A 20,926-nucleotide genomic window follows, 5' to 3' on the forward strand; every position below is an offset into this window, starting at 1 on the left:
ATAAATACAGATTGTAAGGCGGGGAGAAAAACGTTATGCGTCAACGGTTTAAGCCTTGGGCTAAAGAAAAATTAATGGAAAACCCAGAAATTGTATCGATACAACCTGAATCATTGAAAGGAAAATGGCATTCTTTTTTTGGGAATGATAATCCGATTCATATTGAAGTAGGTACTGGAAAAGGGCAATTTATTAACGGTATGGGTAAACAAAACCCATCCGTAAACTACTTAGGGATGGAGCTTTATGACAGCATCATCATAACTGCTCTTGATCGGATCCTTGAAAATGGTTTATCGAATGTTAAGTTGATCCGTGCTGATGCTACACATCTTTTGGATTATTTTGATCACGGTGAAATAGACCGGGTATATTTGAACTTCTCAGATCCTTGGCCAAAATTAAAACATGCTAAGAGAAGACTTACTCATGAAAGCTTTCTTCAGAAATATGAGACCATTTTAAAAAATCCAGGTGAGATTCATTTTAAAACAGATAATCAAGGTTTATTTGAGTATTCGCTTCACAGTATGTCTAAATATGGCATGATTTTTCAAGATGTCAGTCTGGATCTTCATAAAAGCGATATAAGTCATAACGTTATGACTGAATATGAAGAAAAATTCTCTGAAAAAGGATTTCGTATATATAGAATGGAAGCACTATTCCGATCCTAAATACATTCAAAACTTGGGCATCTGCTCAAGTTTTTTCTTTTATTCTGTAACAGGTTTCTTATGATACACTTATATAAGAATGAAAGAGAAAGGAGAAAGGTATATGGATCAGTGGAACGTTGGTAATGTCAGTTTAACGTGGTTAGACGGCGGAGTTACTCATATGGATGGGGGCGCAATGTTTGGTGTTGTTCCAAAGCCGTTGTGGGAAAAAAAGTATCCAGTGAATGAAAAGAATCAAATTGAATTAAGGACTGAACCAATACTCATACGAGGAATAGGCGGGAAAAATATTCTCATCGAGTCCGGGATTGGGGCAGGGAAATTAACAGATAAACAAAAAAGAAATTACGGTGTAAAAGAAGAGTCTTCTATTGTGAAGAGCCTTGAAAAAGAAGGCTTAACTGTAAGTGATATTGATATTATTCTAATGACACATATGCATTTCGACCATGCCTGTGGATTATCAGAATGGAAAGACAATCAATTAGTTCCTGTATTTGAGAATGCGGTTATCTACACATCTGAAATAGAATGGTCCGAGTTGAAGAATCCAAACATTCGCTCTCAAAATACATATTGGCGAGAAAATTGGGTCCCTATTGAGCATCAAGTAAGAACATTTACAAAGGAAATTGTACCTTTAGAAGGAATAAAAATGATACATACTGGTGGTCACAGCGATGGACATTCCATTGTGGAGATTTCGATAAATGACGAAGAAAAAATATATCATCTTGGTGATATCATGCCTACACATGCACATCATAATCCATTATGGGTATTGGCGTATGATGATTATCCGATGACATCGATCTTCGAAAAGCAAAAATGGATCAAACCAGATAGATGGTATTTCTTCTATCATGACTGTATATGCCGGGCTGTTAAGTGGGACAAAGATGGTCATATCGTTGAAAGAATAGCTCGTTCCCCTAAAATGTGAATAAAAAGTCATGAATTTTCCATGTACAAGTGAATGTCGAAAACGACAGAATATGTTAAAATATGATAGGTTTGAAATTATATGATAAGTACAAGCAAGAGGTAATTGAAAGGGGATTAAAAAATGAAAAAACAGTTAATTGCCGTTTTTACCGTTTTAGCACTGTTTTTATCCATGGGATCATTCGTATTAGCTGATCAGGCTACAGATGAAATGAAAAAAACAGTCGAAAAAAGTTTGAAAAAAGAGCATAAAGATTATAATGAAGGTTCTTTGACATTATCGGAAGTGCAATCATTTCCAAATCAAGATTCTGAGTTAGAAGCGTCTGAGGTTACCGTAGCTATTGCATCCTATGAAACGGTTAGAGACAATATTTTTTATTTTGACCGCGTTCAATTCGTTTTTTTCAATCCTGATAAAAACGAAGTATTAGCAGAAGCCGCTGTAGCAAAAGCAAATCCGGATATCTTAAAGTATAAAAAAGCATACGAATCTCAAATCGGAACACATATGGACTTTATTGTTATTACGGCATTGTTATTCTTGTTGATTATCGTGCCAATGTTTATTTTAACCGTATGGGAAAAGCGCCAATATCTAACATCGAAATTTAAAATCGAAAACAATCTCTACGATCAAACGAAACTTTACCGTTAAAGTTTGAAAGCCCCTGTATGGACGGACTCCATAAGGGGCCTTTTTTATTTTGCCTCTAGCTGTAAGAGAGTCCCGGTACTTGCATCAACTAAAAATTCATAATGAACAGCGCTTCCTTGTTTTGAGTGAGAGAATCCGCCTTTGTAAACAGTATGAGGAAGATTATGTACACGTGTTTCTTCACGGTTCACTAAAATCCATGCACCAGTAATGGTATATTGCTCACTTGCTTTTTCTTTTAAAAGGTTTAATGCTTTTTCAGGTGATATCCACTCATTTCTTTTTCTGCTAACTGTGTACCCCGCTAATGCACCAGCAAGACCGGCAAAAAGTATCGTTCTCCATTTCATCTAAATTCCCACCTTATGTATAATATCGTTTTTCTAATTTTTAGTATAACAAAGAAAAGCCTTCTTTTTCTCGTCTGTTTTTGTTAAGATACTCATGATACAGATGAGGGTTCGAGATTCCCACCCCTCTCAAAACAAAACTAGGGAGCGTGAAATCTACACTCTCTGCTTCTGCAGAGATTTTTTTGCATGAATAATCGTGCAACTAACGCTAGAAAGAGCCTGGCATCAGCCAGTTTTCTTTATTTCGTGCTCTCCTCATTGAAAGGATGAATTGGAATGACCTATAAAATTCCAAAAGATGTACAGTTACTTGGCCGCGATATTACGAGTGACCAGTTAAAATATCACAATAAACGTGTTGCTGTATGCAAAGAATTCACATTTGATGCGGCTCATCATTTACACTGTTATGAAGGAAAGTGCAAAAATCTCCATGGTCACACGTATAAGCTTGTGATAACGATGAGTGGATATGTAAATGAAATCGGTATTGCGGTGGATTTTGGAGAGATTAAAGAAATCTTTAAAAAAGCAATTGATGAAAAGCTTGATCATAGATACTTGAATGAAGTTCTCCCACCCATGAATACAACGGCAGAAAATATGATCGTGTGGATGTGGGAACAAATTGATAACGACCTTAACGAGAGAGGGTTATCAGCACAGGGACATCGTCTTGAAGAGTTGAAACTGTTTGAAACTCCGACTAGCTTTGCCGTAATAAAGAGAGAATGGATGGTAGAGAATGAAGAGCTTTAATCTGCCATCTAAAGACGTTTGGAAAAAGTGGAAACTTCCAATGGTGGAAATCTTTGAAACTGTAGAAGGTGAAGGACTTCAAGCTGGTTATCCTACGGTATTTGTAAGGGTATTCCATTGTAACTTGCGTTGTACATGGTGTGATACAACCTACAGTTATGCTCCTGCTAAACCTGAATTTGAAGCAACAATCGAAGAAATTATTACTACAATTAAAACGTTTCGTTCTACTCGAATCTGTTTTACGGGCGGAGAGCCGCTCATCCACCGTGAAAAGTCTGCGGCATTACTTTTGGCGATGGCAGATTTATCCCACATTGTAGATATTCATATCGAGACAAATGGAGCCATTGATTTAATGCCATTTGAGAACCTTCGTAATTCGCACCCAGAACTTCAAAGAAAAATGAGGTTTGTGATGGACTATAAACTTCCAGCATCGGGTGAAATGGACAAAATGAATATGGACAATTTTAAAGAGCTCCAAAATCAGGATGAAATTAAATTTGTTGTAGGTTCAGAAGAAGATTTTGAAATTACAAAACAAGTAGTAAACGAACACTACCGAAATGGACAGATTAGCGTAAGTCCTGTCTGGGAGAGTATGCCGCCTAGAAGATTGGTAGAATTACTATTAAAAGATCCTCTTCCGAACGGGAAGATAAGTTTACAACTGCATAAAGTAATCTGGCATCCAGATGAGCGAGGTGTTTAACATGAATAAAAAAGCAGTCATTGTGTTGAGCGGCGGCCTTGATAGTACAACATGTATGGGAATAGCAAAAGCAGAAGGTTATGAACTGTATCCCATCACGTTTCATTACGGACAGCGCCACAATCGAGAAGTAGAACAGGCGATTGAAGTCGGAAAATATTATGATGTGCCGGACCACCGAATCGTAGACCTGACATTCTTAAAAGATATCGGTGGAAGTGCACTAACAGATGAGAAAGTGGATGTACCAATTGAAGCAGATGAAGGTATTCCAGTAACGTATGTTCCAGCGAGAAACATGATTTTTCTCGCTTTATCTAGTGCCTATGCAGAAGTAATTGGAGCAACAGCGGTATTCACGGGTGTATCCGCAGTCGATTTTAGCGGTTATCCTGATTGTCGCCCTGAGTTCATTAAGAGTATGGAGGAAACGATTAACCTTGCTACGAAAGCAGGTGTAACGGGAAAGAATATTTATGTAAAAACTCCGTTAATCAACCTCTCTAAAAAGGAAACCATCGAAAAAGGATTGTCGCTAGAAGTACCATATGAGCTAACAACTTCATGTTACAATGGCAAAGAAGCAGCTTGTGGGCATTGTGACAGCTGCCAGCTTCGGCTAAAAGGATTTAAAGAAGCTGGTTCAACAGATCCGATTCCCTATGAAGTATCAGAAAACTCATAAAACGTAGAAAACCCCTTTGAATAAAGTGTACAATGTAAGTGTACTGTACATAGGATTCTTTAAAGGGGTTGTTTTTATTATGAACAAAGAAACACTCGCATTATTTAAGACGTTGACAGAGTTGCCAGGTGCTCCTGGATTTGAGAGAGACATTCGTCATTTTGTCAGAAAAGAAATTGAACCGGTATCAGATGAGATCATACAGGACGGGCTTGGTGGTATATTCGGCGTAAAAAAGGGAAGCGGTCCTAAGGTTATGGTTGCCGGACACATGGATGAAGTCGGGTTTATGGTTACGAAAATAACGAAGAACGGAATGCTTAAATTTCAGGAGCTTGGCGGTTGGTGGAGTCAGGTTCTGCTTGCACAAAGGGTGAATGTATATACAGATCGTGGAGATGTCATAACTGGGATTATCGGTTCTACTCCTCCCCATTTACTCTCAGAGGATCAGCGTAACAGGCCGATGGGAATAAAAAATATGTATATTGATATTGGAGCAGATGACGATAAAGAAGTACATGAGATGGGAGTAAGACCTGGTCAGCAAATCGTACCAATTTGTCCGTTTACACCTATGGCTAACCCGAAAAAAATCATGGCAAAAGCCTGGGACAACCGATATGGTGTTGGACTTGCTATAGAGTTGCTTAAAGAATTAAAAGACGAAACATTACCAAACGAACTATACAGTGGTGCTACTGTTCAGGAAGAGGTAGGTCTTAGAGGGTCGAAGACAGCAGCTAACCTTATCCAGCCAGACTTATTCTTTGCGCTCGATGCAAGTCCTGCAAATGATATGATGGGTGATAAAAGCGAATTTGGCCAGCTTGGAAAAGGAGCTTTACTTCGAATTTTAGACCGCACTATGGTTACGCACCGCGGAATGAGAGAATACATTCTAGATACTGCAGAAACGCATAACATTCCTTATCAATATTTCATTTCACAGGGTGGCACTGACGCAGGCAGCGTTCATATTTCTGGAAACGGTGTACCGTCAGCGGTCGTTGGCATATGCTCTCGCTATATTCACACACATGCTTCAATCGTTCATATCGATGATTACGCAGCTGCAAAAGAACTTATCATTAAACTAGTAAAAACCGCTGACGAATCGACTCTTCGAACCATTTTAGAAAACAGTTAAGGATGATCATATGAAAATAGGTATCGGGTCAGCTAATCCGGCAAAAATAAAAGCTGCTAGTCCATTCCTAGACTATTTTAAAGGTTCAGAGCTTAGTTGTTATCACGCTGAATCTCTTGTTTCTGAACAACCTTTTTCGGATGAAGAAACAAAAAGGGGTGCAATAAACCGTGCTGATGATTGTGTTAGGCAAGGTGCCGATCTCGGTCTAGGCTTTGAAGGCGGCGTGATGGAAATGGAAGATGGCATCTATTTGTGTAACTGGGGAGCGGTTTGTGACCAAAACGGCCTTTTGCTTACTGCGGCAGGAGCTCGTATCTTACTGCCTCACCACATCGTGCAAGGGTTAAAAAAGGGTGAAGTACTTGGAAAACTTATGGGTGAGTTGACAAGTGATCCAGAAATCAGAAAAAAAGATGGAGCGATAGGTGTCTTCACATGCGGTTTGTTATCAAGAAGCGAAATGTTTTCACAGATCTCTGCTATACTTTTAGGTCAATATATTTATATGATCAGAAATAAGTGATACCCTTTTAAAAAAACATGTTTGACCAAACAATAGGGTCAGACATGTTTTTTTGCATGATTTTTTAGTTGTAGGGAAGATTAAAAGCAAAAATGTAAGAGGGATATTCGTGAACTTATCTATAAAGTCTATTTTAATTCTTGCAGGAGTTTTATTCTTTTCTATTCTTTCTTGGATCGTGTTTGAGACAGGTCCTGTAAAAGGTAAAGCAGAAAAGCCTATATTGATTAAACAAAAGGTTGATTTCTATAAGTTATCTGAAAGTCTAGAGAAAGAAGGAGTCATAAAGAACTCCTATCTATTTTTTATGTACGGTAAGATTAGTGGAAAGAAAGATAGGATCGTTGCAGGAGAACACACAATTAAACAAGGTGAAAATTATCAAGAAATTTTTCAAGATCTTTCAACATTGGAAAAAGAAACGACAGCTGTGGAAATGATTATTCCTGAGGGCAGCACGATTCTTGATATTGCGAACAGATTAAGCGAAGCAGGAATAGTAAATAGAGAAGTGTTTATAGATAAATCCAAATCTTGGATGAACTTAACAAAAGATCAGCGAGAAGAATTAAAAATACCTGATGAAAATCAAACAAAGGAAATTAAGTTTAAGGTGGAAGGCTTGTTGTTTCCGGATACCTATTACTTTGAGAAAAAGATGGATGCAATAGAAGTTATACGGCAAATGACAGATCGTTTTATTGAAAAGACAGATGAAGTGAAAATTAAAACAGGACAAACTCCATATGAATGGATCACACTTGCTTCAATCATTGAAAAAGAAGCACTTTTGAATAATGAAAAGCCTACGGTTGCAGGTGTTTTTTTTAACAGGATTCAAGAAGGACAAAAGCTTCAGTCATGTTCAACTGTCCAATACTTGTTAGATAAACCAAGAGCATCATTGCGGCGGAAAGACTTAAAAATAAAGAGTCCATACAATACATATTTGCATGCTGGATTGCCTCCTGGCCCTATAGCAAGTCCCGGTCTTGTTTCATTAAAAGCGGCTGCAGATCCGGAAAAACACGATTATTATTATTTTGTAGCCAAACAGGATGGGACGTGGAGTCATTACTTTTCTAAAACATATAAAGAACACAGAAAGTATACAAGATTAAGCGGGAATTACTAAAACCCGGTATAAACACCGGGTTTTAGAGTTGTCCTATTTTTTTTCATCCTCATCATTCTCCGTATAATGATCATCACCATCTAGGTCATAACGTACAACTGTATCCTCATTTTGTTCTTCGGTTCCCTCTTGAATTTCTTCTTCGAGGAAAGGGGCTTCTGTGCTATCGTTTTCATCAAGTGTGGCGGCCACTTCCAGAAAATTATTTAATACCTCGACTTCTTCGTTAGGAATTTCTAGTTCACCTAAATGGAATTGATCCACTTCCTGTTGAAGAATGAGTGCAATCTCCTGCAAATCAGTTGCTGCTAGATTTACTTGATGAATAGCTTCTTTCTGATGAATGCTTGAAGCACTGACTTGTTCGCTTGTTGCAACAGACTCTTCAGAAATAGCACTTACTTCAAATAATTTTTCAGTCAAGTTCTCGTTTGCAGAATCAACTTTCGCAATAGCACCTTTAACTTGAGTTATTCTGCCATTTATTTTGGATACATTATGAATGATACTTGTAAAGGCTTGTTCGGTTTGCTGTACAGAGATTTGTTGGTCGTTTCTGTATTGTTCGAAACGAACCGTTTCTTTTGATAAAAGTTCCATCTGGCTTGTCATTGATTTTACAAGCTGCTGAATTCTAAGTGCTTCATTCTTTGAGCGTTCTGCGAGTTTTCTTACTTCACTTGCTACAACAGAGAACCCTCTCCCTGCTTCACCTGCTCTTGCCGATTCAATAGCAGCATTAAGCGCAAGTAGATCTGTGCTGCCGGCAATTTCTTGAATGGTTTCAACGATTGAGTTAATTTGCTTCGATTGCTGACTTGCATGCTGAATTTCTGAGATTAAACTTTGTGCTAATTGTAAGAATTGCTCAGAATGTGTATTTAGTTGCTGAACGATATCTGATCCAGCTTTTCCTTCGTTTTCTGCTTTTTGAGCATCAACTGAAATTTCATCACTAATACTTGCCGTTTCTTTGATAGACTCTGTAACCCCAGTCAACAACACAGTACATTCATGGAGATGATTTGCCTGGCTTTGTGCACCTAATGCTACTTGAGTGATGGCTTCTGTAACTTCATCACTTTGAGCTGTTGTCTCTTCTGACACAGCTGCAAGATTTTGAGAAGAACCCGTTAGTTTCTCAGCTGCTTGCCTTACTTCATTCATAGATTTTTGCATTTTTTCTGCCATTGCATTAAAGGTTTGTGCAAGTTCTGCCATTTCATCTTTAGATTGGGTTTGTACGCGGTATGAAAGATCTCCTTCACCAATGATGGTAGCTCCTTCTTTTAGTACTGAAATAGAAGATTGAATGGAGCGTAACAACCAGACTCCTATCACACCCAAAATGACTAAAATGATGACACTAAGAACGATTAAAAATAGAGTAAGCCATAATTTAACGGAACTTTGCTTTTCTGAAAGTGCGATACTCTCTTTTTGCAGCGATTTCTGAACATTTAAGGTTGATTTGTCTACACCGCCTGCAATTTTTTCGAAATTCTTAATATCATCATCGATTCTTTTCGTAATGTTTTGGATGGTATCTGCTGAATTTGTATATTTTAAAAGGTTTGCTTTAAAATCTGATAGCTGCTCAGGAGGCAATTTTTTCTCATCAAGCATCTTATCAAATGCTGCTGCACTTTCTTTGAACTTCACAACGGTGCTGCTTTCATATTTAATATGTATATCTTTTTCATAGGTCTGCATTTGCAGCAACTGTATGAGTAGAGGTTGGTCATTCATCGCTTTAACGGTTTCTGCAAACGTATTAGAAGTGTCTGCCATCAATTGCTTTAACGAGTTGAGCTGGCTAGTCAAGGCAGTTGCAGATTGAAAGGATGTTTGATACGACGTTAAATCCTTTTCAATCCCTTTAAATGATTGCTTTTCCGTTTCTTTTGCTAGTTTGCTTGTCTCGTTCTGCAATGATTTTAAGTATGTCAGAACGTTCTGTTTGGAGTCAGCGCTCGGATTTCGCAAATATTCCTGTTCGAGTTTTCTAACTTCATTAAATGAACTTCGAACGTTGTTACTTGATAGAAACGCTTTCTGTACGCTTTCTTTTTCCTGTTCCATCTGTGTGTTCTGCCATAAAAATAAACCGATAAATGCAAGTAATACGATCATTCCGGCTAAACTGATAAGGAGCATCAATTTTACTCTTTTTCGAATCGTCATATTCATTTCCATTCCCCCCGTTATTTTATCGGCATTTTTTTTAATTTTTATAGTTTTGCAACAAAAGAAAATACGCATCATTTATTTATATTGACATGTGTCTTTACACCTTTTAAAAACAAGATATAATGTTTTAGGGACATGTTATACATCATGAAAAAAAGGAGAAAGAAAATGCGAGAATTTTTACATAAAAAAGGAGTAAGTCTTTCGCCTAAGGTTTACCTGATTACTGGCTTTCAATATTTCGCTTTAGGTTTGATGGCTTCTCTTGTTATAGGGCTTATTTTTAAAACAATAGGGGAGCAGCTTTCTGTTCCTTTTTTTGTAACGATGGGACAATTAGCCATGACACTCATGGGTCCAGTTATTGGTACAGCTGTCGCTTATGGATTAAAAGCTCCGCCACTCGTTCTTTTTTCAGCAGGTATCGCTGGAGCTGCTGGTGCTGAACTTGGCAGTGTTGCAGGATGTTATGTTGCTGCTGTTATTGCTGTTGAAGTGGGCAAGCTTGTCTCTGGTGAAACAAAGTTTGATATTTTAGTTACACCTGCTGTTACGATCTTAATAGGATTTTCCGTTGCAAGTTTTATTGGACCAGGAATTGATCAGTTTATGAAAGCATTTGGTCAGCTTGTTATGTGGTCTACAGAGCAAAGACCCTTGATCATGGGGATTTTAGTTGCGGTCTTACTAGGCTTTGCGCTTACAGGGCCTATTTCATCAGCAGCTATTGCCATGATGCTGGGACTTGAAGGAATAGCAGCTGGAGCAGCTACTATAGGTTGTGCGGCACAGATGGTTGGTTTTGCGACAAGCAGTTTTAGAGAAAACGGGTTTGGAGGTTGGTTAACTCAAGGAATCGGAACATCTAAACTTCAGTTTCCAAATGTCGTGAAAAATCCCTATATCATCATTCCTCCGACTGTTGCAGCAATTCTATTAGCTCCAATCGGAACCTTGTATTTTCAAATGGAAAATATACCAGCAGGTGCTGGGATGGGGACAAGCGGTCTAGTTGGGCAGATTATGACGCTCAGGACGATGGGCTTTACCTTTGAAACATTTCTTGCTATATTTATTTTGCATTTTGTTGGTCCGATACTTATTAGTTTGCTCGTATCTGAGTGGCTAAGAAAATCAGGACATATTAAATTCGGCGATATGAAGCTGAATCAATAAGGAGTACTCAATATGGAACATATACAATCAATAGAGCAATTTCATTCAAAGATATCTTCTGGAGTCAATGTTGCAGTGTTTTCAGCTGACTGGTGCCCGGATTGTGTAGTCATCAAACCCATTCTTCCTGAGATTGAAGAAGAATTCTCTTCATTAAACTTTATTTACGTGGATAGGGATGCACATATTGAGCTTTGTCAGGAGCTTGATATTTTTGGTATTCCGAGTTTTGTGGTTTTTAAAGATGGCAGTGAGATCGGACGCTATGTTAATAAAGAAAGAAAAACAAAAGACCAGATTGTATCCTTTCTAGAAGAGTTAAACATTCAAGCAAAATAGGACAAATGTGTATGTTATAATACTAAAATAACGATACATTTTATAGTTGAAAGGAAGTATTTGAGAATGGCAAAAGTTGAAGTAAATCACAGTAAATACGAAGGAATTCGTTTTGATATACAAGATGAGAATGTTATTTTGGTCGATATATTAGAAACGATTCCTTTTGAATATGTAGGTAAAGAGACGATGGTGACGATACCAACTACAGAATTTACATCTGTCTGTCCTTGGTCTGGTCTGCCTGATTTTGCGGATATCATCATAAGTTATATTCCGAACAAAGATCTTGTAGAAATGAAGTCTTTAAAGTATTATTTAACATCTTATCGAAATGTAGGAATATACCAAGAGCATGCAACCAATCGTATTAAAGAAGACTTGGTAAAACTCTTAAATCCTAAATATTTAAAAGTTACAGGTAACTGGAATGCTCGAGGCGGTTTAGGAACTGAAGTAGTTGTTGAATATAAAGAAGATAGCAGCAAATAAAAGAAAAAACCTCCAAATGGAGGTTTTTCACGTTGATTGGTACTCAAAACAAGCGAAAGGAGGATCTTCATTTTGAGTAATACATTGAAACTAAAGAACGAATTAGAACGAAGACTTTCAAATGATGATCGTGAAATAACATATTTAAGAGAAGAAGAAACGTTAAGAATAACAGATACACAAACTGGAAAAGGGGTCTCTCTCTCTTTAGGCGGTTTAAGTGCTAAGTGGGAAAAAGAAAAAGATGAGCTTTTAGGAAACTTAGTCTATTATGTTGAAGAAGGACTAAAAGCTGCTCGTCACACAACGGATGGAGATGCATTGTCTCGTATTTTTCCTGTAATTCGCTCTGCTTCCTTTCCTGCTGAAACGCCAGAGGGTGAAAAGCTTTTTTATCAAGAGCACACAGCTGAAACGAGAATATATTATGCTTTAGACCTAGGCAAAACGTATAAACTTTTGACGAATCCTAAAATAAAGGAGTTAAAGGTTGAGCCGGCTCAGGTTGTTGATGCAGCTAAATTTAATGTTAAGCGATTGTTGACCACGTATAAACAGGACAAGGTCGCAGGGAATACCTTTTTCTTTTTAAATCATAATGATGGATATGATGCGAGCAGGATTCTAAACACAAATTTCTTAGAAGAAATGAAAAAGCTGATCTCGGGTGAAATGGCTGTAGCCGTTCCCCATCAAGATGTGTTGATTATTGCGGACATTCAGAATAAACAGGGTTATGACATTTTGGCCCAAATGGCGATGCAGTTTTTCATGAATGGACGTGTACCCGTTACCGCATTACCCTTTATCTATGAAAATAAAGAACTCGAACCAGTGTTTATTTTGGCTAAAAACAAGCCAGTAGAAGATGAAACGAAAGAGTAGTTGCAGAGCCGCTAGAAACCATCTAGTGGCTTTAATCTTCTTTTCTTAGTCTGTATGTGCTTTTCGGAAATATTTAGACTATTGTTTCTCTTCTATTTTCGCTACAATAAAGAAACAACCAACAGGAATAGGTGAGAAAATGAGTTGGATAAAAAAATTAATGAATACCTTTTTTGATGATGAAAATGAAGATGACTCCTTTTACGAACAAAAAGACGATAAGCCTTTAAAAAAACAAAGTGCACCGGAAAATAAGAAGGTTACGGATTCTAAGCCAACCAGAACTCCAACATTAAAAAATGGAGGAAGAAAGCCTGCTCAAAATCATAACCAGCATCCAGCAAAGATGCTTCACAAGTACCCTGAGAACGGTCCTTTTCGCTTTCCTGTCATACCTGATCAAAAAACGATTAAACCGCCCGGAGAGCGAAATACATATCAGCCAAGAACCAGCAACAATGAAAATGTACAAGTAAGAAATGAAGAAAGACGACCCATCCAAAATGAAACGAGAAGATCTACCACAAAGCCAGATACCAAGCCTCAACAAACAAAACGACCTGCTTTTAAACCAACACATGTGCCATCACCGGTATACGGTTATGAGAAGAAAAATAAAAGTTTGTTAGATAGGTCAGACGAAACAAAGAATCAAGTTCCGGAAGTTAAATCGAGGTTTACACCAACAGATGTGCCATCTCCCGTTTATGGTTTTGGAAAACGTAAACCTGAAGGTATTTTATTCATCGGCAGAGATATTCCACCTCCAAATTCCGTAGCGGAAGAACTGTTACAAAGTGTAGAGAAATCATTGCCTGCAGTTCCAGAACAAGAAGCTATGATTTCACCAGATGATCGTGTTTTCACAAATGAAGAACCATTGATTACTAATGAAGAAACTATATGCGAACAAGCTTTCACCGAGCAAGAAGTACGTGATGATAAACCAACTACTATCCAAACACAAGGTAATATTGATCTTATTCCAGAGCAAGAACGATCTTTTGAACGTGATGAGAATGTTGATAGTTACACCGAAGAAGAAGAAGAAGCGGAATCAAATGAAAATACCGTTTTTGAAGAGTATAATCCACCTATTATCTCTGACGTACATCATGAAAATGTAGCGGAGGAACGAGAACCACAGGAACCACAAAAGCAACAAGATCAACAAGAGCAACATAAGCAACAAATCCAGGAGGTCATCCCTCAAACTAAACGCGAGCCGATGAAAAGTGGCGGTCAGTACGTTCCGTTTAACGTCCTTATGCTTAAGAAAGATAGACAAACAAATATGAACCAATCGGCACGACCGAAAACAGAACAGCCGTCTGTGAGGCCTTCATCACCAACAGGTGTTACAGAACAGCATAAAAATGGAAATGAAGAACAATCATTATGTGTACCATTATCCTTTTTAAATAAAGCAAAGGTATCACTTGAAGATGACGATATTTGGCTAAACGAACAAAAGGAGACATTACAGTCGACACTCGAAAATTTCAATGTGAATGCAAAAGTGGTACACATGACAAAAGGTCCTGCTGTAACAAGGTTTGAAGTACAGCCTGCACCAGGGGTAAAAGTAAATAAGATCACGAATTTAACCGATGATATTAAGCTGAGTTTGGCAGCTAGAGATATTCGAATTGAAGCACCAATTCCGGGTAAGAACGCGATAGGCATTGAAGTGCCGAATCAGCATAGCCGGGCTGTTTTTTTACGAGAGATTATCGAACAAAACGTCTTTAAGGATTCAGCGTCTTCTTTAACGGTTGCGCTTGGGTTAGATATTTCAGGAGCTCCTGTTGTGACTGATCTGCAAAAAATGCCTCATGGATTAATTGCAGGTGCAACAGGGTCAGGGAAGAGTGTGTGTATCAATTCCATTCTGATCAGCTTATTATATAAAGCGAAACCTGAGGATGTTCGATTGCTTTTAGTAGATCCTAAAATGGTTGAATTAGCTCCATACAATCATATTCCGCATCTTGTAACCCCGGTAATCACAGATGCAAAGGAAGCTACCGCAGCATTAAAATGGGCTGTTGAAGAAATGGAAAGACGATATGAAGAATTTGCTAAAACAGGTGTCCGGGAGATCAAACGATATAACGAGAAGATGGAAGAAGAAAGACATTTTCAAAATAAAATGCCATATATCGTAGTTGTGATTGATGAGCTTGCTGATTTGATGATGGTGTCTCCTCAGGAAGTGGAGGAAGCCATTTGCAGGATAGCTCAAAAGGCTAGGGCGTGCGGCATCCATCTGCTTTTAGCTACCCAGCGTCCATCCGTTGACGTGATTACAGGATTAATAAAAGCGAACGTTCCTACACGAACTGCGTTTGCCGTTTCATCGGCTATCGATTCTCGTACTATTTTAGATATGAGTGGAGCTGAAAGACTGTTAGGACGCGGTGATATGCTCTTCATGGAGAACGGTTCTAATAAAGCCGTACGGATACAAGGAACTTTTGTTTCTGATGAAGAAATAGAAGAAGTTACACGATATGTAAAAGAAGAATATAAGACCGATTACTTATTTTCCCGTGAAGACTTGATACAACATCAGCAAAATACAGAAGTGGAAGATGAACTTTTTGAGGATGCTTGCTATTATGTTATTGAAGTAGGAGCGGCGTCTTCATCTAGTCTTCAGCGCCGATTCAGAATCGGATACAACCGGGCAGCAAGACTTGTCGATATGATGGAGGGCTTCGGATTAGTGTCTGAAGCGATGGGAAGTAAGCCAAGACATGTGCTTCTTACTCAAGAAGAATTAGAGAATCGATTATATAGTCAAGTAGAATAATAAAAGTTTAAGCTGATGGTCAATCCATCAGCTTTTTCTTGAGTTATTAGGACTTGTCGGCTATTATAGTGTGGGGAATAGATCCCTAGTTTTTATGTATGAAAAAGCTATGAGGGGTAAATACATGAAAGAAATAGAATTGAAGCTGCAAGGAAAAATTAAGCGGCTTACAAATAAAACGTTTAAATTTGATGAAAGAATCGGTGAAGGATGGTTCTCAGCTGTATATTTTTTAAAAACATGTGAGATTGTAGAATCATTTAAACCGGATAATTTAATAACGATGCAATTTTTTCAAAAAAGTGAAGCAGTATTGTGCGGAACAGACGAAGCGATCGCCCTTATTAAAACATTTGCTAAGGATCCAGACACACTAGAGATCTACTCGTTAAAAGATGGAGATAAAATCTCGCCGTTCGAAACTGTACTTACGATAAAAGGGCCTTATCAGAACTTTGGTTTTTTAGAAGGCATGATCGATGGAATCCTTGCCAGAAGAACGTCAGTTGCTACGAACGTCTATAATGTCGTTAAGGCTGCGAGTAAATCTGGCATACAAAAGCCTGTTATATTTATGGGTGATAGAGATGACCATTTTGCGCAACAGGCTGGTGATGGGTATGCGTCATACATCGGCGGTTCCACTGCTCAAGCGACACATGCCATGAACGAATGGTGGGGCAAAAAAGGAATGGGGACAATGCCTCATGCTCTCATTCAAATATTTAACGGTGACATTGTAGAAGCGACCAAAGCATATCATGCAAAGTATCCTAATGACGATCTTATCTCTCTTGTAGATTACAATAATGATGTAATTACAGATGCCCTTAAAGTAGCAAGAGAGTTTGGCGAGACGCTAAAAGGGGTAAGGGTTGATACTTCCCGAACAATGGTCGATCAATATTTCTTTAGAAATCCTGATGTATTAGGTTCGTTTGATCCAAGAGGTGTTAACCCAGAATTGATCTTTGCACTTAGACAGGCATTAGATGCTGAAGGGTTTCACCATGTGAAAATTGTAGTAAGCGGAGGATTCAAAAAAGAAAGGATAGAACAATTTGAGGAGCAAAAAGTTCCGGTAGATATTTATGGTGTAGGAAGCAACTTATTAAAAATCAACATCGGATTTACAGGTGATAATGTACTGATGCATGATAATCATCAAGCAAAGGCAGGAAGAATATATCGCCATAATCCAAGACTTGAGCTTGTAGAATAGCCAAATTAATAGACATTCATTTTTTTCGAGAAGTTGCACAAAATAGGAAAGATGATCACTATTTTATTATGATAGAACTTTATCATTCTCCTATCATGGTGATGAGACTAGATATTTGCTATAATGGTTCAAGTATTTAAAATCAAGTCTTGAGTACTTATGTAACAGATAACCATTCAAGTAATCAGGCATATAATAATACAAATAGGCCTTTTAGAAGGTGTTCTTTTTGTGGAGGGCTTTACATGACACAATACCATTTTATTGGAATTAAAGGGACAGGGATGAGCCCGCTGGCACAAATCCTTCATGACATGGGTCATGATGTACAAGGATCTGATATTTCTCAATACATTTTTACACAGGCAGCATTAGAAGAGAAAAACATTTCCGTTTTTCCATTTGACAAAAATAATATCCAAGAAGGTCAAACCATTATCGCTGGTAATGCATTTGGTGAACATCATGAAGAGATTCAAGAAGCAAATGAAAAGAAGATACCGATTCACAGGTATCATCATTTTTTAGGCGAATTCCTTTCGAATTTCACTTCAATCGCTGTTACTGGATCACATGGGAAAACTTCAACAACTGGATTGCTTGCGCATGTTGTAGGTGCAGCAAAGCCGACATCATTCCTTATTGGGGATGGAACGGGCAAAGGAAGCAAAGATAGTGAGTACTTTGTGTTTGAAGCATGTGAATATCGCAGGCATTTCCTGTCGTATGAACCAGATTATGCGATCATCACGAATATCGATTTTGATCATCCAGACTATTTTTCTGATTTAAAGGATGTTATCAGTGCTTTTCAACAAATGGCCATGCAAGTGAAAAAAGCGATTATCGCTTGTGGGGATGATGCGAATCTTCAAGAAATTCATGCACAAGTTCCAGTGGTATTCTATGGACTTGGAGATCATAATGACTTTCAGGCAAAAAACATTAAACGTGGTGATGAAGGAACAACGTTTGATGTGTTTGTCCGCAACACCTTTTATGGGTCGTTCCAAATTCCTGGTTTCGGAACGCATAACGTATTAAACGCACTTGCCGTTATTGCGATCTGTCATTATGAAACGTTACCGATGGATATCATCAAAGAACAACTAAAAAACTTTACAGGCGTTAAACGTCGTTTTTCTGAAAAGCCAGTTGGAGATCAAATTTTGATTGATGACTATGCTCATCATCCGACAGAAATCAAAGCAACGATTGAAGCGACCAAATACAAATACAAAAACAGGGAAGTAGTCGCTATCTTTCAGCCTCATACCTTTACGCGGACAAAAACCTTCTTAGATGAATTTGCTGAAAGCTTAAGTGAAGCCGATCATGTGTATTTGTGTGATATATTTGGTTCGGCTAGAGAAAATGCAGGAAATCTATCAATAGAGAATCTAAGAGAAAAGATTCCAAATGCGCAATTGATTACAGAAGATAAAATGAACGTTCTTAAGAAGTTTGATAACGGAGTGCTTCTATTTATGGGAGCAGGAGATATCCAAAAGTTTCAGAGAGCTTACGAAGATACACTTACAGCAACACCATAGGAAAAGACTTGCCTGTTTTAGGCAAGTCTTTTTTGTTTACTTCAAGTTTTCAGGATTCAACTGCTTTAGTTCAGGCAATACGAATACACCATCTTTACGGATCAAAACATCATCAAAGTAAATTTCCCCGCCGCCGTAATCAGGACGTTGAATCATAACCATATCCCAATGAATGTTTGACTCATTACCGTTGTATGCTTCCTCATACGCTTGACCTGGTGTGAAGTGGAAGCTGCCATCAATCTTTTCATCAAATAAAATGTCTTTCATCGGATGCTTGATAAAAGGATTTACACCGATTGCAAATTCTCCAACATAACGAGAACCTTCATCCGTATCAAAGATTTTGTTAATACGCTCTGAATCATTTGCTGTTGCTTTTACAATTTTTCCGTTCTCAAACGTTAACTGAACATTTTCAAAGGTAAAACCATTGTATGGAGATGGCGTATTATATGAGATCGTACCATTTACTGAATCCTTAACAGGAGCAGTAAATACTTCTCCATCTGGTATGTTGTTCTGACCTGAACACTTTATTGATGGAATGTCTTTTATTGAAAAAGATAAGTCTGTTCCTGGTCCTGTAATACGAACTTTGTCCGTTTTATCCATCAAGTCTTTTAATCCTGTCATGGCTTCATCCATCTTACCGTAGTCCAGGTTGCAGACTTCAAAATAAAAGTCTTCGAAAGCTTCTGTGCTCATACTTGCAGATTGAGCCATGGAAGCATTTGGATAACGAAGTACACACCATTTTGTTTTCTTAATACGAATTTTGCGATGCATAGCAAAGATGGTTTTTTCATAGAGTGCCATCTTTTCAGAAGGAACATCAGACATCTCGTTGATGTTGTCACCTGAACGCAACCCGATGTATGCGTCCATTTCTTTCATTAGATCTCCTTCATGCTTTGCAATCAATTCCATTTGTTCTTCAGAAGCTTGAGTATACTGTGTACGCATAACGGCATGATCCTTAAGTAATACGAAAGGGTATCCTCCAGCAGCATAAGCTTCCTGAACAAGAGCATTCACTAATTCTTTTTGCAAACCGAAGTTTTCGATAAGAACTTTCTCGCCTTTTTGTAGGTTTACTGAGTATGTAATCAGATTTTTTGCAAGTTGCTGAATTCTTGGATCTCTCATGTATCTGCCCCCTAAATATATTAACATCTTCTTTATTTTAACTTAATTTAAACAATTTGTAATGTTCAATAAAAGGATTTTGAAGGATTCGCAAAGAATAGTTAATAAAACACGTTTTCTTTGATAAAAACTCGGGAAAAAGCAATAATATACTTTCAGGAGGTGTCTCGTTCATGCAAATCATTATTTCTATCAGTGTAGCTCTAATTGCAGTTGCATTTGTTGTCCTTGTTTATTTTTTATCAAGAGCCCTAAAATCTTTGCAAATCACCCTCGATCATGTCGCGGTAACGCTCGAAAATCTGGAGAAACAACTAGATGGCGTAACACGCGAGACAACCGATTTGTTACATAAAACAAACCAGTTAGCCGAGGATGTCCAGAAGAAAGCAGATTCTTTAAACCATGTATTCTCTGCTGTCCAAGACTTTGGCCAGTCCGTTCAAAAGGTTAACAAATCTGTTCGCAAAGTTACAGACCAAATTACGGTTGAAACGGAGCGACAGTCTAAACAAATATCGCAAGCGGTACAATGGGGAAATGCAGCTTTAAATCTATGGGAAAAATGGAAACTCAAAAAATCCAATGTTGAGACTTCCACAAACCAATATTCAAGAGGAGGAGTGTAAATGAACAACAACAATAACAATAACCAAAATATTGACAGCAAAGATTTTATTATCGGTGCACTTGTTGGAGGTATGCTAGGTGCTGCGGCTGCATTATTATTAGCACCTAAAGCTGGCAAAGAGTTACGCAGTGATTTAAATGACCAGGCTGTAATCTTAAAGGATAAGAGTAACGAGTTCTCTCATTTGGCTCGTGAAAAATCCTCAAATATTGTGCGTACCGTATCAGAGCAATCCAACCAGGTTGCTACTAAAGTAAAAGATTTAACCTCGAACTTGAGAAAAGATATCGATAAGTGGCGTTTAAAAGAAGAAGAAAATGCATCTGAACTTTATGGTGAAATTACGGAAGATATTCAAGATGAAATGCAAGAAGATTATGATTCTGTAAAAGAGCAAGAACTTGCAGAGCAAAAATATTGATAAGTAAGGATTAAATATGAAAAGATAAGAAAAAGAATGATTTCATTTTCTTGTCTTTTTATTATGGAGGTAGAACATATGTCACTTATTCAATTGCACAATGAGCAAGATTGGAATTTAGTAAAAGAGCAAAAAACACACATCGTTCTAATGAAAAATAGCACAACCTGTCCGGTTAGTCATGAGGCATTCAAACAATATCAAAAATTTGCTTCAGAAAATGATAAGGAAACTTTTTATTACCTAAATGTACAAGACTCTAGACCGTTGTCCAATTTAATTGCTGAAGAAAGTGGGGTAAAGCATGAATCGCCCCAGGTATTGATTTTTCAAGGAAACACTGTAGTTTGGCACGATTCTCATTGGAACATCACTAACAAAAAATTAACCGAGGCAAACGAAAAAACAAAAGCGTAGCAGGCTCCTGCTACCCTTTTTCTTTATGCG

Annotated in this window: 22 protein-coding genes; 19 read left to right on the top strand and 3 right to left on the bottom strand. The window is 37.8% G+C overall.

Annotated features, from left to right (window positions below):
- The first annotated feature begins 35 nt into the window (after positions 1–35).
- The 3 genes from trmB (at position 36) to KUV80_RS00650 (ending at position 2,283) form a co-directional block, all read left to right on the top strand.
- A complete protein-coding gene (gene trmB / locus KUV80_RS00640) occupies positions 36–677 on the top strand; it encodes a tRNA (guanosine(46)-N7)-methyltransferase TrmB (protein ID WP_222460764.1) in 642 nt (213 codons plus the stop codon).
- Positions 678–780: 103 nt separating this feature from the next.
- A complete protein-coding gene (locus KUV80_RS00645) occupies positions 781–1,623 on the top strand; it encodes a YtnP family quorum-quenching lactonase (RefSeq protein ID WP_222460765.1) in 843 nt (280 codons plus the stop codon).
- A gap of 123 nt (positions 1,624–1,746) precedes the next feature.
- Positions 1,747–2,283: a hypothetical protein gene (locus tag KUV80_RS00650; RefSeq protein ID WP_222460766.1), complete on the top strand. Its 537-nt coding sequence runs from the start codon at positions 1,747–1,749 to the stop codon at positions 2,281–2,283.
- Positions 2,284–2,327: 44 nt separating this feature from the next.
- Here KUV80_RS00650 and KUV80_RS00655 read toward each other — a convergent pair whose 3' ends face one another.
- Positions 2,328–2,633 (bottom strand): PepSY domain-containing protein, encoded by a 306-nt coding sequence (locus tag KUV80_RS00655; protein ID WP_222460767.1) that lies wholly within the window; start codon positions 2,631–2,633, stop codon positions 2,328–2,330.
- Positions 2,634–2,912: 279 nt separating this feature from the next.
- On the opposite strand from KUV80_RS00655, the gene queD reads away from it, so the two are divergent.
- The 6 genes from queD to mltG all read left to right on the top strand — a co-directional run bounded on the left by queD (position 2,913) and on the right by mltG (position 7,606).
- Positions 2,913–3,395: a 6-carboxytetrahydropterin synthase QueD gene (gene queD / locus KUV80_RS00660; protein WP_222460768.1), complete on the top strand. Its 483-nt coding sequence runs from the start codon at positions 2,913–2,915 to the stop codon at positions 3,393–3,395.
- Entirely contained in the window at positions 3,382–4,110 is a 729-nt protein-coding gene (locus KUV80_RS00665) for a 7-carboxy-7-deazaguanine synthase QueE (RefSeq protein ID WP_222460769.1), read from the top strand. Before queD ends, KUV80_RS00665 begins: the two co-directional genes overlap by 14 nt.
- Position 4,111: 1 nt before the next feature.
- Entirely contained in the window at positions 4,112–4,795 is a 684-nt protein-coding gene (gene queC, locus KUV80_RS00670; protein ID WP_222460770.1) for a 7-cyano-7-deazaguanine synthase QueC, read from the top strand.
- Positions 4,796–4,874: 79 nt separating this feature from the next.
- A complete protein-coding gene (locus KUV80_RS00675) occupies positions 4,875–5,945 on the top strand; it encodes a M42 family metallopeptidase (protein WP_222460771.1) in 1,071 nt (356 codons plus the stop codon).
- A gap of 10 nt (positions 5,946–5,955) precedes the next feature.
- Positions 5,956–6,471 (top strand): DUF84 family protein, encoded by a 516-nt coding sequence (locus KUV80_RS00680; RefSeq protein ID WP_222460772.1) that lies wholly within the window; start codon positions 5,956–5,958, stop codon positions 6,469–6,471.
- Positions 6,472–6,580: 109 nt separating this feature from the next.
- Complete coding sequence (mltG, locus tag KUV80_RS00685; RefSeq protein ID WP_222460773.1) at positions 6,581–7,606, top strand: endolytic transglycosylase MltG; 1,026 nt, start codon at positions 6,581–6,583, stop codon at positions 7,604–7,606.
- Positions 7,607–7,639: 33 nt separating this feature from the next.
- Here the strand turns inward: mltG and KUV80_RS00690 are convergent, their stop codons facing one another.
- Positions 7,640–9,796, bottom strand: a complete 2,157-nt coding sequence (locus KUV80_RS00690; protein WP_222460774.1) for a methyl-accepting chemotaxis protein — start codon at positions 9,794–9,796, stop codon at positions 7,640–7,642.
- Between the two features lie 168 nt (positions 9,797–9,964).
- Here KUV80_RS00690 and KUV80_RS00695 point away from each other — a divergent pair, with 168 nt between their 5' ends.
- The 7 genes from KUV80_RS00695 to murC all read left to right on the top strand — a co-directional run bounded on the left by KUV80_RS00695 (position 9,965) and on the right by murC (position 18,278).
- Positions 9,965–10,972 carry a PTS transporter subunit IIC gene (locus KUV80_RS00695; protein WP_222460775.1) on the top strand — a complete coding sequence of 336 codons (1,008 nt, stop codon included), beginning with the start codon at positions 9,965–9,967 and terminating at the stop codon, positions 10,970–10,972.
- 12 nt (positions 10,973–10,984) lie between these two features.
- Complete coding sequence (locus KUV80_RS00700; RefSeq protein WP_222460776.1) at positions 10,985–11,311, top strand: thioredoxin family protein; 327 nt, start codon at positions 10,985–10,987, stop codon at positions 11,309–11,311.
- Between the two features lie 66 nt (positions 11,312–11,377).
- On the top strand, positions 11,378–11,803 hold the full coding sequence (gene queF, locus KUV80_RS00705; RefSeq protein WP_222460777.1) for a preQ(1) synthase: 426 nt from the start codon (positions 11,378–11,380) through the stop codon (positions 11,801–11,803).
- Positions 11,804–11,875: 72 nt separating this feature from the next.
- Positions 11,876–12,688: a DUF1444 family protein gene (locus KUV80_RS00710; protein WP_246624994.1), complete on the top strand. Its 813-nt coding sequence runs from the start codon at positions 11,876–11,878 to the stop codon at positions 12,686–12,688.
- Between the two features lie 139 nt (positions 12,689–12,827).
- Positions 12,828–15,503 (top strand): DNA translocase FtsK, encoded by a 2,676-nt coding sequence (locus tag KUV80_RS00715; RefSeq protein WP_222460778.1) that lies wholly within the window; start codon positions 12,828–12,830, stop codon positions 15,501–15,503.
- A gap of 124 nt (positions 15,504–15,627) precedes the next feature.
- On the top strand, positions 15,628–16,725 hold the full coding sequence (locus tag KUV80_RS00720; RefSeq protein WP_222460779.1) for a nicotinate phosphoribosyltransferase: 1,098 nt from the start codon (positions 15,628–15,630) through the stop codon (positions 16,723–16,725).
- A gap of 245 nt (positions 16,726–16,970) precedes the next feature.
- Positions 16,971–18,278 (top strand): UDP-N-acetylmuramate--L-alanine ligase, encoded by a 1,308-nt coding sequence (gene murC / locus KUV80_RS00725; protein WP_222460780.1) that lies wholly within the window; start codon positions 16,971–16,973, stop codon positions 18,276–18,278.
- A 36-nt stretch (positions 18,279–18,314) separates the two neighbouring features.
- On the opposite strand, the gene KUV80_RS00730 is transcribed toward murC, so the two are convergent.
- The gene (locus tag KUV80_RS00730) at positions 18,315–19,427 is read right to left on the bottom strand and encodes an aminopeptidase (protein ID WP_222460781.1); all 1,113 of its coding nucleotides are present in this window, start codon (positions 19,425–19,427) and stop codon (positions 18,315–18,317) included.
- A 173-nt stretch (positions 19,428–19,600) separates the two neighbouring features.
- On the opposite strand from KUV80_RS00730, the gene KUV80_RS00735 reads away from it, so the two are divergent.
- From KUV80_RS00735 to ytxJ, 3 genes are all read left to right on the top strand, one after another.
- Positions 19,601–20,056, top strand: coding sequence for a DUF948 domain-containing protein (locus KUV80_RS00735; RefSeq protein ID WP_222460782.1), 456 nt, complete (start codon positions 19,601–19,603; stop codon positions 20,054–20,056).
- Positions 20,057–20,479, top strand: a complete 423-nt coding sequence (locus tag KUV80_RS00740) for a YtxH domain-containing protein (protein ID WP_222460783.1) — start codon at positions 20,057–20,059, stop codon at positions 20,477–20,479. It begins immediately after the preceding gene.
- Between the two features lie 78 nt (positions 20,480–20,557).
- Positions 20,558–20,896, top strand: coding sequence for a bacillithiol system redox-active protein YtxJ (gene ytxJ, locus KUV80_RS00745; protein ID WP_222460784.1), 339 nt, complete (start codon positions 20,558–20,560; stop codon positions 20,894–20,896).
- Positions 20,897–20,926: the final 30 nt, after the last annotated feature.

Source organism: Fictibacillus nanhaiensis (assembly GCF_019801215.1).
Classification (GTDB): Bacteria; Bacillota; Bacilli; order Bacillales; family Fictibacillaceae; genus Fictibacillus; species Fictibacillus nanhaiensis_C.

What these genes read in the sequence shown, in the direction of transcription:
- KUV80_RS00675 (WP_222460771.1), top strand. Translation starts at nt 4,875, where the DNA reads ATGAACAAAGAAACACTCGCATTATTTAAGACGTTGACAGAGTTGCCA.
- KUV80_RS00665 (WP_222460769.1), top strand. Translation starts at nt 3,382, where the DNA reads ATGAAGAGCTTTAATCTGCCATCTAAAGACGTTTGGAAAAAGTGGAAA.
- KUV80_RS00650 (WP_222460766.1), top strand. Translation starts at nt 1,747, where the DNA reads ATGAAAAAACAGTTAATTGCCGTTTTTACCGTTTTAGCACTGTTTTTA.
- KUV80_RS00735 (WP_222460782.1), top strand. Translation starts at nt 19,601, where the DNA reads ATGCAAATCATTATTTCTATCAGTGTAGCTCTAATTGCAGTTGCATTT.
- murC (WP_222460780.1), top strand. Translation starts at nt 16,971, where the DNA reads ATGACACAATACCATTTTATTGGAATTAAAGGGACAGGGATGAGCCCG.
- KUV80_RS00720 (WP_222460779.1), top strand. Translation starts at nt 15,628, where the DNA reads ATGAAAGAAATAGAATTGAAGCTGCAAGGAAAAATTAAGCGGCTTACA.
- queD (WP_222460768.1), top strand. Translation starts at nt 2,913, where the DNA reads ATGACCTATAAAATTCCAAAAGATGTACAGTTACTTGGCCGCGATATT.
- trmB (WP_222460764.1), top strand. Translation starts at nt 36, where the DNA reads ATGCGTCAACGGTTTAAGCCTTGGGCTAAAGAAAAATTAATGGAAAAC.
- KUV80_RS00700 (WP_222460776.1), top strand. Translation starts at nt 10,985, where the DNA reads ATGGAACATATACAATCAATAGAGCAATTTCATTCAAAGATATCTTCT.
- queC (WP_222460770.1), top strand. Translation starts at nt 4,112, where the DNA reads ATGAATAAAAAAGCAGTCATTGTGTTGAGCGGCGGCCTTGATAGTACA.
- KUV80_RS00715 (WP_222460778.1), top strand. Translation starts at nt 12,828, where the DNA reads ATGAGTTGGATAAAAAAATTAATGAATACCTTTTTTGATGATGAAAAT.
- KUV80_RS00695 (WP_222460775.1), top strand. Translation starts at nt 9,965, where the DNA reads ATGCGAGAATTTTTACATAAAAAAGGAGTAAGTCTTTCGCCTAAGGTT.
- KUV80_RS00680 (WP_222460772.1), top strand. Translation starts at nt 5,956, where the DNA reads ATGAAAATAGGTATCGGGTCAGCTAATCCGGCAAAAATAAAAGCTGCT.
- KUV80_RS00645 (WP_222460765.1), top strand. Translation starts at nt 781, where the DNA reads ATGGATCAGTGGAACGTTGGTAATGTCAGTTTAACGTGGTTAGACGGC.
- KUV80_RS00740 (WP_222460783.1), top strand. Translation starts at nt 20,057, where the DNA reads ATGAACAACAACAATAACAATAACCAAAATATTGACAGCAAAGATTTT.
- ytxJ (WP_222460784.1), top strand. Translation starts at nt 20,558, where the DNA reads ATGTCACTTATTCAATTGCACAATGAGCAAGATTGGAATTTAGTAAAA.
- queF (WP_222460777.1), top strand. Translation starts at nt 11,378, where the DNA reads ATGGCAAAAGTTGAAGTAAATCACAGTAAATACGAAGGAATTCGTTTT.
- KUV80_RS00730 (WP_222460781.1), bottom strand. Translation starts at nt 19,427, where the DNA reads ATGAGAGATCCAAGAATTCAGCAACTTGCAAAAAATCTGATTACATAC.
- KUV80_RS00690 (WP_222460774.1), bottom strand. Translation starts at nt 9,796, where the DNA reads ATGAATATGACGATTCGAAAAAGAGTAAAATTGATGCTCCTTATCAGT.
- KUV80_RS00655 (WP_222460767.1), bottom strand. Translation starts at nt 2,633, where the DNA reads ATGAAATGGAGAACGATACTTTTTGCCGGTCTTGCTGGTGCATTAGCG.